This is a genomic window from Sinorhizobium fredii USDA 257 (genome assembly GCF_000265205.3).
In the GTDB taxonomy this organism is placed as follows: Bacteria; Pseudomonadota; Alphaproteobacteria; order Rhizobiales; family Rhizobiaceae; genus Sinorhizobium; species Sinorhizobium fredii_B.
This window is the reverse complement of the sequence record NC_018000.1, coordinates 6,208,650-6,221,018: the sequence shown is the minus strand read 5'-3', so window position 1 is coordinate 6,221,018 and position 12,369 is coordinate 6,208,650. Positions and strand designations below refer to the sequence as shown.

Below are 12,369 nucleotides of genomic sequence, written 5' to 3'. Positions count from 1 at the left end.
GCCGTTGATCGGATACCCTGAAATTATCGGGGCCGAATTGCCATCGGCTTAAGGAAACCGGTTAGCGTGAAGTAAAAGCGATACCCCTGGTTCTTGGGTGAATGTTCCCGAAAGGGATCAAGGAAATTGTGCGCCATTAATGTAACCCTTCATTCACCAAAACACGCCAAGATGCGGGCAGCCATTCGCCATCAGGACGCGCCATGATAACGCCCCTCGCGACCAAGCCGGTCGCCACGCTCGCCTTTCTCGCAACTGCCCTTATCGGTATTCTTGCTGCCGGGGGAACGGAGGCGGCAGAGCAGATGATGCGTGTCTATATGGATCACGCCCGCGTGCTGAAACTCGACCGGCCGGTGAGCAAGGTGATCATCGGCAATTCGGATGTCGCGGACGCGACGGTCGCGGATTCGAAGACGATCGTCCTGACGGGCCGCAATTTCGGCACGACGAACCTTGTCATCCTTGACCAGGATGGCAATGCTATCGTCGACGAACGCGTCCTCGTGTCGATCGACGAGGGCAATACCGTGCGCGTCTACAAGCAGACCACACGCACCGTCTTCTCCTGCTCGCCGAACTGCGAGCGTCACGCCGAACGCAAGGCGACCACGTCGAGCAGCAATTGAGGTCTACAGCGCCGTGCGTCTTATCAGACGCACAAAGGTCGCTGTAGCACTTCAAATCTGCTGCATGTTTTTATCCTTGGATCGGCTCCGATCCAAGGAAACATGCAGGTGCCGAGACCACTAAAATTCTTTGGGTCTTGGAAAACGATTCTTCAACAGTCGCAGCCTATTCTATTGCCAATTGCATTAAACGGGGAATGCAGGCGAACTCGCATGCACTTTTCCGCATCCCGCTCACGACGTGACATGACGGAACGGCGCAATGTCGATAGAAGTGAAAGCATCCATGGCAAGCCGGCGCGCATCGCGCCACCTCTTTCGCCGCCTGCTCGGTGACAGACGAGGCGGGACCGCAATTGAATTCGCCATCCTGGCGCTGCCGTTTTTCATCGTGGTCTTCGCCTCGATCGAGACGTTCGTCGCCTTCACAGGCGAGCAATTGCTGGCGAATGCGACCGATACGTTGGCACGCAGGATCCGCACCGGCGAAATCACCTTCAACCAGGGCAAGTCGACGGACATGACCCAGGCGGAATTCCGCCAGGCCTTCTGCGACGAGATCGCCATCCTGTTGACCTGCTCCGCCACCGAGGTCGACGAGCCGGAAAAGCTCTATCTCGACATCCGCGAAGTTGCCGATCCCTCTCAGTTTCCGGCGGCGGTGCCGCGGGTCGGGTCCGGCGATTCCACCGATCTCGACACCGGCGGCTTTCAGTTCGCGCCGGGAGCCGGCAAGGAGTTCACCATGGTGCGTGCCTATTACCGGTGGCAGGTGATCACCGATCTCGTGCGGCCCTATGTTACCAATCTCAGGCCCGCCGGCAGCAGCATGCCGCAGGACTATCTGATGGTGGCAACCGCAACATTCCGCAACGAAGACTATTGAGGATACGATGGGACGCTCGCACGCAATGACCCTTGTCCGGCGTATCCTCGGACGCTTGTACCGCCTCTCGCGGGATCGCCGCGGCGTCGGTGGCGTGGAATTCGCCCTCGTCGCGCCGCTCTTGATCATGACCTACATCGGCGCTTTCGAGATTTCCGTCGGCTTCACGGTGCTGCGCAAGGTCGCCCGCGCCTCGAGTGCCGTCGCCGACCTCGTCACCCAAGAGGCGAGCGTCGATACGGACTTCCTCGAAGGAATGAACAACGTCGCGGAAAGTATCCTGGCCCCCTATGTCGGCACGAACTACACGCTGAAGATCACCGGCATACAGGTCACCGGTACCACGACCGGGACGGTCCTCTGGTCGCGCGACCAGGACGGCGGCACACCTTACCCGGCCAATTCCACGACCTCGGTGCCCTCCGATCTCGAGGCGGTAGACGCCTTCATCGTGCGCACCGAACTGATCGTCCCGCACGAACTGCTGCTCTTTTCGCCGGGTCTTTCGAGCAGCGTGAGCACGATCGACCTCACCAAGACCTCCTATTATCGCCAGCGCTTCGGAACGAAGATCGAATGCTCGGGCTGCTGAGGCGTTCGATCCGCTCAATTGCATTGAATTTGACGCCGCGCTATTTCTGCCGGATTGCGCGGGATCGCTCCCGCCGAGTTCGATAACACCGGACCGCGCCCGCGCTCCGGTCCAGCGGGTGTTCAATGGCGCGTGTCTTTCTCTTCGTCCTCGACTCCTTCGGCATCGGCGGTGCACCCGACGCCGAGGCCTTTGGCGATCTCGGTGCCGATACGCTCGGTCACATTGCCGAGTTCTGTGCGGCCGGCGCCGGCGACCGCGCCGGTTTGCGCGAAGGGCCACTGCAACTCCCCAATATGTCGGCGCTCGGGCTTGTCCATGCGGCGCGACTGGCAACCGGACGGGTCCCTGCCGGCATGCCGCTGCCGGAGCGCGTCTACGGCGTCTATGGCGCTGCCAGCGAGATTTCGCGCGGCAAGGACACGCCGTCCGGCCATTGGGAGATCGCCGGCACGCCGGTGATGTTCGACTGGGGCTATTTTCCGGCCGAGGGCGACGCGTTTCCCTCGGAACTCGTCGAGGCGATCTGCCGCGAAGGCGACGTTCCGGGCATTCTCGGCAATTGCCACGCCTCCGGCACCGACATCATCGCCCGCCTCGGCGAAGAGCATATGCGAAGCGGCAAACCGATCTGCTACACCTCGTCCGACTCGGTCTTCCAGATCGCGGCGCACGAGCAGAGCTTCGGGCTCGAGCGGCTGCTGGAGCTCTGCCAGGTCGTGCGGCGGCTCGTCGACGACTACAATATCGGCCGCGTCATCGCCCGGCCGTTCGTCGGCAACAATCCGGGCAATTTCACCCGCACCGGCCAGCGCCGCGACTATTCCGTCCTGCCACCGGAGCCGACAATCCTCGACCGGCTCGATCACGCCGGGCGGACGGTGCACGCGATCGGGAAGATCGGCGATATCTTCGCGCACCAGGGCGTGACCAGGATCACCAAGGCGGATGGCAACATGGCGCTTTTCGACGCCAGCCTGGCGGCCCTCGAAGAGGCGGAGGAGGGCGACCTCGTCTTCACCAACTTCGTCGATTTCGACATGCTCTACGGCCACCGCCGCGACGTGCCGGGCTATGCGGCGGCGCTCGAAGCCTTCGATGCCCGCCTGCCCGATCTCGACCGGCGGCTCCGGCCCGGCGATATCGTCATCCTGACCGCCGATCACGGCTGCGATCCCACCTGGCGCGGCACCGACCATACGCGCGAGCGTGTGCCGGTCTTGATGTTCGGTCCGTCGCTCAGGAGCCGGTCCTTCGGCATTGCCGACAGTTTCGCCCATATCGGCGAGACGGTCGCCCGCCATCTCGGCATCGCGCCGGGTCCATATGGGAGAAGCCTTATTTGACCGCACATCTGAAGAAAGCCGAGCTGCATTGCCACATCGAAGGCGCCACGCCGCCGGAACTGGCGTTGCGGCAGGCCCGCAAATACGGCATCGACACCAGCGCCATCATCCGCGACAAGGCCTATGTCTGGGAGGATTTCACCAGCTTCGTGAAATGCTACGACAGCGTCGCTTCGCTGTTTCGCACCGAAGGCGATTATGCGCTGCTTGCCGAGACCTATTTGACGGAGCTTGCCGAAGCCGGAACGATCTACAGCGAGATCATCGTCTCGCCCGACCACGGCAACACGATCGGGCTCGGCGCCGACGCCTATATCGAGGGGCTTGCCGCCGGCATGGAAGCGGCCAGAGCGAAAACCGGTATCGAATCGCGCATGCTTATCACCGGCATCCGCCATCTCGGGCCGGAAGCGGTCGTCAGAACTGCTGAATATGCGGCCATGCTCCAGCACCCGCTGGTGACCGGCTTCAATCTCGCCGGCGAGGAGCGCATGCACAGCGTTGCCGCGTTCGCCCGCGCCTTCGACATCGTTCGCGACGCCGGCCTGGGCCTGACAATCCATGCAGGCGAGCTTTCCGGCGCCTTCAGCGTCCGCGACGCGCTCGACCATGTCCGCCCGTCGCGCATCAGCCATGGCGTTCGGGCGAGCGAGGACAAGGATCTGGTCAAGCGTCTGGCGGATGAGGGCGTTGTGCTGGAAGTCTGCCCGGGCTCGAACATTTCGCTGCAGGTGTTCCCGGATTTCGCCTCGCACCCGCTGCGCCCGCTTTTCGAGGCCGGCGTCCGCGTCACCCTCAACTCCGACGATCCGCCCTTCTTCCACACGTCGCTGGCGCAGGAATACGAGATCGCCTCGCATGTGATGGGCTTTGGCGACAGCGAAATCGACCGGATGACGAAGACGGCAATCGAAGCCGCCTTCGTCGACGAACCGACGCGGCAGAAGCTTTTGTCAGCCTTGCACGTCTAGCGGAGAAGGTGGAGCGATTGCCTCTCACCCTAGCCCTCTCCCCGCAAGCGGGAGAGGGGACTTAGAGGGCGCGGCAGATCCCTTCTCCCCGCTTGCGGGGAGAAGGTGGCCGGCAGGCCCCGGATGAGTGGCCACCAGACAAGCAAGTTCGACCAACACTCTTGCGACTTTCGCTCTTTCCATGGAAAAGAGGGCGGATATGCCAATTCTCGGGGAAGGTGAAGCCATGGACGGCGTTACAGTGATCGATCATCCGCTGGTGCAGCACAAGCTGACCATCATGCGCAAGAAGGACACGTCGACCGCAGGCTTCCGACGGCTGCTCAAGGAAATCTCGACGCTGCTCTGCTACGAGGTGACGCGTGACCTGGAACTGACGACGGAGCGGATCGAGACGCCGCTGCAGGAGACCGATGCGCCGGTGCTCGAGGGCAAGAAGCTCGTCTTCGCCTCGATCCTGCGCGCCGGCAACGGCCTGCTCGAGGGCATGCTCGAGCTCGTACCCTCGGCCCGCGTCGCGCATATCGGCGTCTATCGCGACCATGAGACGCTGCAGCCGGTCGAATATTACTTCAAGGCGCCGGAAAACCTCAACGAACGCCTCGTCATCGTCGTCGACCCAATGCTCGCGACCGGCAATTCCTCGATCGCCGCAATCGACAAGCTCAAGGCGCGCGGCGCCAGGAACATCCGCTTCCTCTGCCTGCTTGCAGCACCGGAAGGCATCCGCAATTTCAAGGGAGCGCATCCGGACGTGCCGATCTACACGGCCTCGATCGACAGCCACCTGAACGAAAAAGGCTATATCGTGCCGGGTCTGGGCGACGCGGGCGACCGCATGTACGGCACCAAGTAAATCTTTCTTAACCAGACGACCAAGCAAGTGAGGCGCCGCCGGTTTTCCGGCGGCCTTTTTGCGCTGTGTTAGCAATGCTCCGCTCAAGATAGGCCAAACGCGCCCGCTGATCCCCGGAGCCAGGAATGCTGACACGCCTCATTGCCTTTGCAGGCGGACTTGCCGCCATTGCCCTCGTCGTGCCGGACCTCGTATCAAATTATCTCGATCGCGGGGAGTCTAGATCGCCGCCGCAAGCCTCCGCGAGCGCCACGCCGGCGACCGCCCGGTATGCGGGCGACAAGGCCGTCGTGCTCGAAGCGGATCGCTCCGGCCATTTCGTCGGCACGTTCCGGATCAACGGGCGGTCGGAAGCGGGGCTGGTCGACACCGGTGCAAGCACGATCGCCATCAATGCCTCTGCAGCCCGGCGGTTCGGCATCGCCGTCGGCAATCTCTCTTTCGACGCGCGGGCGCAGACCGCCAACGGAATCGTCGAGGCCGCCCATGTCAGCCTCGACCGCGTCGAAATCGGCGGCATATCGCTTCGGAACGTCGAGGCCATGGTCCTTCCGGACAAGGCACTTTCAGGCATGCTCGTCGGCATGTCCTTCCTCAGCCGGCTCTCGTCCTACCGCGTCGAGGACGGCGCACTCCATCTCGTCAGGTAATTTTCGACAGGACCACGGGGCGCGATGCTGGCCGTTCGTCGGCGATCACATAGAGCTTCGCAACCCTGTCTCTCACTGCTTCGGCCTGTTGCCGGTCGGCCGCATGAACGAAGGCGATCGGTTCGCCCTTATCGAGCTTCGTTCCGAGTGGCCTCAAATGGGAAAGGCCGACCCGGTGGTCGATACTCTCGTCCGGGTGGGTACGCCCGCCGCCGAGCGCAATGACCGCCATGCCCAGTTCGCGGGTCTCGCAGGCGGCCAGATAGCCATCGCGATGAGCGGGCACGGCGACTGCGACCGGCGCCTTCTTGAGATAGGTATCCGACCGGTCGACGAAGTCCGCCGGGCCACCAAGCAGATGCACCATGCGGCCGAAGCGTTCCATCGCAGCCCCGCTTGCAAGAGCGTTCCGCGCCAGCGCCTCGGCCTCCATCTCGTCCGTCGCCACGCCCGCGGCGACGAGCATTTCGGCCGCGAAGGCCATCACCACACGATCAAGCCGCGTCCCCGCCTTCTCGCCGCGCAGAAAAGCGAGACAGTTCTCGATCTCGAGCGCATTGCCGGAGGCATCCGCTAGCGGCTCGTTCATGTCGGTGATCAGCGCCGAAGTCCGCACACCCGCCCCATTGGCGACATCGACGAGCGATTGCGCCAAAATTTCGGTTTCGCCGGGATCAGTCAGTAAGGAACCGTTGCCGAGCTTCACGTCCAGCACCAGCGACTGGAGGCCGGCGGCGAGCTTCTTCGAAAGGATCGAGGCGGTGATCAACGGCACCGAATCGACCGTCGCCGTCACATCGCGGATCGCATAGAGCCGCTTGTCGGCCGGCGCCAGATTGGCGGTCTGGCCGATGATGGCGCAGCCGACTTCGTCGACCACCCTATGAAACAGCGCCGGAGATGGCTGGATATCATAGCCCGGAATGGATTCGAGCTTGTCGAGCGTGCCGCCGGTGTGGCCGAGGCCGCGGCCGGAGATCATCGGAACAATGGGGCCGCAGGCGGCAACGATCGGCGCCAGCATTAATGAGACGTTGTCGCCAACCCCACCGGTCGAATGCTTGTCGACGACCGGCCGCCCGAGCGCGCTCCAATCGAGTGTTTCGCCGGAATCGCGCATCGCCAGCGTCAGCGCCACGCATTCGTGGCGGTTCATGCCGGAAAACCAGACGGCCATGGCGAAGGCGGCGACCTGACCCTCGGAGATCGAGCCGTCCGCGACGCCCGTGATGAAGTCGCCTATCTCCGCTCGTTCCAGCTGGGCGCCATCCCTCTTCTTCCGGATCACCTCCTGGGGAAGCATGGGCATATCAGGCTTCGCTCGCAATCATCTCTTGGAGGATCGCTGCCAGCCGCTTGCCGCCGAAGGGTGCCATCTCCTTCGTCTCGTGATGGCTGAGCTCCGTCCGGGTCATGCCGGCCCCGAAATTGGTGATGACCGATGCGGCCACGACCCTCAGACCGAAGAACCGGGCCAGGATCACCTCGGGCACGGTGGACATGCCGACCGCATCCGCGCCCAGAATGCGGGCCATGCGGATTTCCGCCGGCGTTTCGAAGCTCGGGCCGGAGAACCACATATAGACGCCGCGCGCCAGCGGAATGTTGAGTCGTTCGGCGGCCTCCTCCATCCCAACAGCAAGTGCCGCGTCATAGGCATTGGTCATGCCGACGAAACGCTCGTCGCTCTCGACGCCGATCAGCGGATTGGCGCCGGAAAAGGCGATGTGATCGGCAATGCGCATCACCGAGCCGGGCGGCATGTCTTCGCGCAGTGATCCGGCCGAATTGGTGAGGATCAGGTTTTCGACGCCGAACCGCTTCAGTGTTTCGATCGGACCGCGCATCGCATTGGCATCGCCGCTCTCATAGTAATGAGCCCGGCCGGAAAGGATAACGACGGGGACATCGCCGAGGCGACCGACGACGAGCTCACCCGCATGGCCGGAAACGCTGCTGACCGGGAAGCCAGGTATGTCCGCATAGGCAATGCGGACCGCCTCCGTCACCGCCTCGACAAGCGAGCCGAGACCCGAACCGAGGACGATGCCGTAGCGCGGCGACAGCCCGCCCAATCGCTCACGCAGGAATTCGGCCGCGGCGGTCATCCGAGGATCTCGGTTTCGAAGCTGTGCGGCAGCAGGTCGGAGAGCGCCAGGCTCTTCTTGATGCCCGTCTCGTCGCAGAGATAGATGCGCGTGCTGGCGCCGGAAAATTCCGCCAGCCGCTGCCGGCAGCCGCCGCAGGGTGGGCAAAGCGCGAGCTTCTCGGCGATGACGGCGACCTCCATGATCTTGCGCTGGCCGGCCATCACCATGTGGCTGATCGCCGTCGTCTCGGCGCACCAGCCTTCCGGGAACGACAGGTTCTCGATATTCGCGCCGGTATAGATCTGGCCGTCCTCGGCGCGAATGGCGGCCCCCACCGGAAACTTGGAATAGGGAGCATGCGCCTTTGCCATGGCCTCACGCGCCGCAACGAAAAGTTCGTTCTCCGACATGGGTCTGTCCTTGTTGTTGTGCATGTCGTTATCCCAAAACCGCTGCGCACTTTTGGGCGACATGCATCTTTGTTTCATGCATGTCGTTGTCCCAAAACCGCTGCGCACTTTTGGGCGACATGCATTAGCGCTCCTTCACATAGGGCACGCCGCCGGCCTTGGGCGGTATCGCCTTGCCGATGAAGCCGGCCAGCAGGATGACGGTCAGGATATAGGGCAGCGCCTGCATCAATTGTACCGGGACCTGGCCGACAAGCGGCAAAGGCGTGCCCTGCAGGCGGATGGCGAGCGCATCGAGGAAGCCGAAGAGCAGGCAGGCGAGCATGACGTTCTTCGGCCGCCATTTGGCGAAGATCAGCGCCGCGAGCGCGATATAGCCCTTGCCCGCCGTCATGCCCTTGACGAAGCCGGCGGTCATCGCCAGCGACAGATAGGCGCCGGCAAAGCCGCAGAGAATGCCGCAGCAGATGACCGCGCGGTATCTGAGCCAGATCACCGAAATGCCGGCGGTGTCGACCGCGCCGGGATTCTCGCCGACGGCCCTTAGCCGGAGCCCGAAGCGGGTGCGGTAGAGGATCCACCAGCTTGCCGGCACCATGATGAAGGCGAGATAGGTAAGCAGGAAATGACCGGAGAGCAGATCCGCATAGATCGGCCCGAGGATCGGCACGTCGCGGATCGCGTCCGCGCCAGGAAGGTTGATCGTCTGGAACCTGGCGCCCTCGGCGAGCGCCGGCGTGCGGCCGCCCTGGCGGAACCAGGCCTCGCCGAGGATCACCGTCGAACCGGCGACGATAAAGTTGATTGCCACGCCCGAGACGATCTGGTTGCCGCGCTGAGTGATCGAGGCATAGCCGTGCACCAGCGACAGCACCACCGAGATGAGGATCGCCGCGAGAAGCCCCATCCAGACCGACTGGGTGACGGCGGCGACGGCACCGGCCGCAAAGGCGGCGCCGAGCATCTTGCCTTCAAGCCCAATGTCGAAGACGCCGGCCCGCTCGGTGAAGAGACCGGCGAGCGCGGCAAAGACCAGCGGCACGGAGACGCGGATCGTCGATTCGAGGAGCACGACGAGGACGTGGAAGAAATCCATGGCTTCAGGCACCCTTGGTTTGGACGACGGCGGCCGCACGCTGGCCGCGCATCGCGAAGGCGCGGGTGATCGCCGGGCGGAACATGTTTTCAAGTGCGCCGGCGAAGAGAATGACGAGGCCCTGGATGATGACAATCATGTCGCGCGAGATCGATGGCATCTCGAAGGCGATCTCGGCGCCGCCCTGGTAGAGGACGCCGAAGAGGATCGCCGCGGGGATGATGCCGCCCGGATGCGAACGACCCATCAGCGCCACGGCGATGCCGACGAAGCCGGCACCCTGCACGAAATCGAGCTGCATGCGGAACTGCTCGCCCATGATCGGGTTCAGCGCCATCATGCCGGCAAGGCCGCCGGAGATCATCATGGTGATGACGGTGATGCGGCTTTCGCGAATGCCGGCGTAGCGCGCCGCCGACGGGCTGTGACCCATGGTGCGCATTTCGTAGCCGAGCTTGGTGCGCCAGATCAGCACCCAGACGCCGAAGGCGGCGGCGAGCGCCAGCAGGAAGGAGATGTTGAAGGGCGCGGTTCCGACATTGAGGCCGAAGATCGACAGCAGCCAGTCGAGCTTCGGCAATTGCCCGCCCTCGGCAAAGGTTCGCGTCTGCGGCGCCATCGACCCGAGCGGCTTCAGGACGCGCGTCAACAGATAGACCATCAGGCTCGAGGCGATGAAGTTGAACATGATGGTGGTGATGACGATGTGGCTGCCGCGCTTGGCCTGCAGCCAGCCGGGCAGGAACGCCCAGATCGCGCCAAAGAAGACCGAGCCGAGGATGGCGAGCGGAAAGACCACATACCAGGGCATCACCTTATCGAGCCACAGGCAGGCAAGCGCCACGCCAATACCGCCGACATAGGCCTGGCCCTCGCCGCCGATGTTGAAGAGCCCGGCATGGAAGGCAACGGCGACGGCAAGCCCCGTAAAGATGAAGGTCGTCGCGTAGTAGAGCGTGAAGCCGATATACTCGCCGCGGCCGAAGGCGCCGTTGATCAGGTGGTATGCGGCCTCGAACGGATTTTCGCCGACGAGCAGCACGACAAGACCGGCGACGACGAAAGCGACGGCAAGGTTGATCAGCGGGATCAGGCCATATTCGACCCAGCCCGGGAGCTTGGCGTAAGGTGTGCTCATTCAGCTGCCTCCATGCGGCCTTCGACGCCGGCCATCAGGAGGCCGAGCTCGCCCTCGGTCGCCTCCGGGCTGCGCTCGCCGACGACGCGGCCGGCAAACATCACGAGGATCCGATCGGAAAGGGAGCGTATCTCGTCGAGCTCGACGGAGACGAGCAGCACGGCCTTGCCCTGGTCGCGCATCTCGATGATCCGCTTGTGGATGAACTCGATCGCGCCGACATCGACGCCGCGCGTCGGCTGACCGATGATCAGCACGTCGGGTCCTCGCTCCATCTCGCGGGCCAGGACGATCTTCTGCTGGTTGCCGCCGGAGAAATTGGCGGTCTTCAGCCGCGCATTCGGCGGGCGAATGTCGTATTTGGCGATCTTCTCCTCGGCATCCTTGCGGATCGCGTCGATGTCGAGGAAGGCGCCCTTCAGGTAACGCGGGTCGTTGTGGTAACCGAGAATGGCGTTCTCGCTCTCCTCGAATTTGAGAACGAGCCCGACGTGATGCCTGTCTTCCGGGACGTGCGCGAGCCCGCGGTTCCTGAGGTCGGCAGGATCCCTATGGCCTGTCACGTCGACGGACCTGCCGTTCAGCAGCACCGTTCCGGAGGCTGCCTTGCGGATGCCGGCGATCGCCTCGAGTAGCTCCGACTGGCCGTTGCCGGCGACACCGGCAATGCCGACGATCTCGCCGGCCCGCACCTCGAAGGAGACGTCGTCGACCATGGTCACGCCGCGGCTGTCCTTGACCGTCAGATCTTGCACCGCGAGCTTGACGTCGCCGGGGCTCGCCTCCCCCTTCTCGACGCGCAGCAGCACGCGGCGGCCGACCATGAGTTCGGCAAGTTCCTCGACCGAGGTCTCGCGCGTCATGCGGGTCGCGACCATCTCGCCGCGGCGCATCACCGAGACCTCGTCGGTGATCGCCATGATCTCGCGCAGCTTGTGGGTGATCAGGATGATCGTCTTTCCCTGCGCCTTGAGCTGACCGAGAATTCGGAAGAGATGGTCGGCCTCGGCCGGCGTCAACACGCCTGTCGGTTCGTCGAGAATGAGGATATCGGCCCGGCGATAGAGGGCCTTGAGGATTTCCACCCGCTGCTGGAGGCCAACCGGCAGCTCCTCGATCAGCGCATCCGGATTGACCTCGAGCGCATATTCCTTCTCGAGCCGTTTCAGTTCCCGGCGCGCCTTGGCGATGCCCTTGTTGAGGATCTGGCTGTCTTCGGCGCCGAGCATGACGTTTTCGAGCACGGTGAAATTCTCGACCAGCATGAAATGCTGGTGCACCATGCCGATGCCGACGGAGATCGCCGTGTTCGGGTCGCGGATGGAGACCGGCTTGCCGTCGACGAAGATCTCACCGCTATCGGCTTGGTAGAAGCCGTAGAGGATCGACATCAGCGTCGATTTGCCGGCGCCGTTTTCGCCGATGATGCCGTGGATCGTGCCTTTGCGAACCTTGAGATTGATGTCCTTGTTGGCGTGGACCAGACCGAAGCTCTTGTCGATGCCGCGCAATTCGATGGCAATATTATCCATATTGGCCTGCGATCCCCTTTTTGCCCGCTTCGGCCTGCCCCAAGACCGTGCCGGCAATTTTTTACCATTTGGTATAAGTTTATCATCGATTTTCCGGCACGAAAGCCTCAAATCGCGATTTCCTTATACTCTCATCGGATCGCCGATGAGAGTCCAGCATGAATATGCACAGG

The 12,369-nt window shown here is 63.2% G+C and carries 13 protein-coding genes; 7 read left to right on the top strand and 6 right to left on the bottom strand.

The features are described from left to right. Positions 1-203 precede the first annotated feature (203 nt). The 7 genes from USDA257_RS29105 (at position 204) to USDA257_RS29075 (ending at position 5,930) form a co-directional block, all read left to right on the top strand. Positions 204-629: a pilus assembly protein N-terminal domain-containing protein gene (locus USDA257_RS29105; RefSeq protein ID WP_014766572.1), complete on the top strand. Its 426-nt coding sequence runs from the start codon at positions 204-206 to the stop codon at positions 627-629. Positions 630-891: 262 nt separating this feature from the next. After that, positions 892-1,515: a TadE/TadG family type IV pilus assembly protein gene (locus USDA257_RS29100; protein WP_041414816.1), complete on the top strand. Its 624-nt coding sequence runs from the start codon at positions 892-894 to the stop codon at positions 1,513-1,515. Between the two features lie 7 nt (positions 1,516-1,522). Continuing rightward, positions 1,523-2,107, top strand: a complete 585-nt coding sequence (locus USDA257_RS29095; protein ID WP_041414815.1) for a TadE/TadG family type IV pilus assembly protein — start codon at positions 1,523-1,525, stop codon at positions 2,105-2,107. Positions 2,108-2,232: 125 nt separating this feature from the next. Then, positions 2,233-3,453, top strand: a complete 1,221-nt coding sequence (locus USDA257_RS29090; RefSeq protein ID WP_014766569.1) for a phosphopentomutase — start codon at positions 2,233-2,235, stop codon at positions 3,451-3,453. After that, positions 3,450-4,424 carry an adenosine deaminase gene (locus tag USDA257_RS29085; protein WP_014766568.1) on the top strand — a complete coding sequence of 325 codons (975 nt, stop codon included), beginning with the start codon at positions 3,450-3,452 and terminating at the stop codon, positions 4,422-4,424. Before USDA257_RS29090 ends, USDA257_RS29085 begins: the two co-directional genes overlap by 4 nt. A 226-nt stretch (positions 4,425-4,650) precedes the next feature. Next, positions 4,651-5,280, top strand: a complete 630-nt coding sequence (gene upp / locus USDA257_RS29080) for a uracil phosphoribosyltransferase (protein WP_041415692.1) — start codon at positions 4,651-4,653, stop codon at positions 5,278-5,280. A gap of 125 nt (positions 5,281-5,405) precedes the next feature. After that, entirely contained in the window at positions 5,406-5,930 is a 525-nt protein-coding gene (locus USDA257_RS29075) for a retropepsin-like aspartic protease family protein (RefSeq protein WP_014766566.1), read from the top strand. Here USDA257_RS29075 and deoA read toward each other — a convergent pair. The 6 genes from deoA to USDA257_RS29045 all read right to left on the bottom strand — a co-directional run bounded on the left by deoA (position 5,923) and on the right by USDA257_RS29045 (position 12,196). Next, on the bottom strand, positions 5,923-7,239 hold the full coding sequence (deoA, locus tag USDA257_RS29070; RefSeq protein WP_014766565.1) for a thymidine phosphorylase: 1,317 nt from the start codon (positions 7,237-7,239) through the stop codon (positions 5,923-5,925). The genes USDA257_RS29075 and deoA overlap by 8 nt on opposite strands. 1 nt (position 7,240) lies before the next feature. Further along, a complete protein-coding gene (locus USDA257_RS29065) occupies positions 7,241-8,038 on the bottom strand; it encodes a purine-nucleoside phosphorylase (protein ID WP_014766564.1) in 798 nt (265 codons plus the stop codon). Beyond that, positions 8,035-8,430, bottom strand: coding sequence for a cytidine deaminase (locus tag USDA257_RS29060; protein WP_332908270.1), 396 nt, complete (start codon positions 8,428-8,430; stop codon positions 8,035-8,037). Before USDA257_RS29060 ends, USDA257_RS29065 begins: the two co-directional genes overlap by 4 nt. 124 nt (positions 8,431-8,554) lie before the next feature. Beyond that, a complete protein-coding gene (locus tag USDA257_RS29055) occupies positions 8,555-9,526 on the bottom strand; it encodes an ABC transporter permease (protein WP_014766562.1) in 972 nt (323 codons plus the stop codon). A 4-nt stretch (positions 9,527-9,530) separates the two neighbouring features. After that, positions 9,531-10,664 (bottom strand): ABC transporter permease, encoded by a 1,134-nt coding sequence (locus USDA257_RS29050; protein ID WP_014766561.1) that lies wholly within the window; start codon positions 10,662-10,664, stop codon positions 9,531-9,533. Beyond that, entirely contained in the window at positions 10,661-12,196 is a 1,536-nt protein-coding gene (locus USDA257_RS29045; RefSeq protein WP_014766560.1) for an ABC transporter ATP-binding protein, read from the bottom strand. Before USDA257_RS29045 ends, USDA257_RS29050 begins: the two co-directional genes overlap by 4 nt. Between the last annotated feature and the right edge of the window lie 173 nt (positions 12,197-12,369).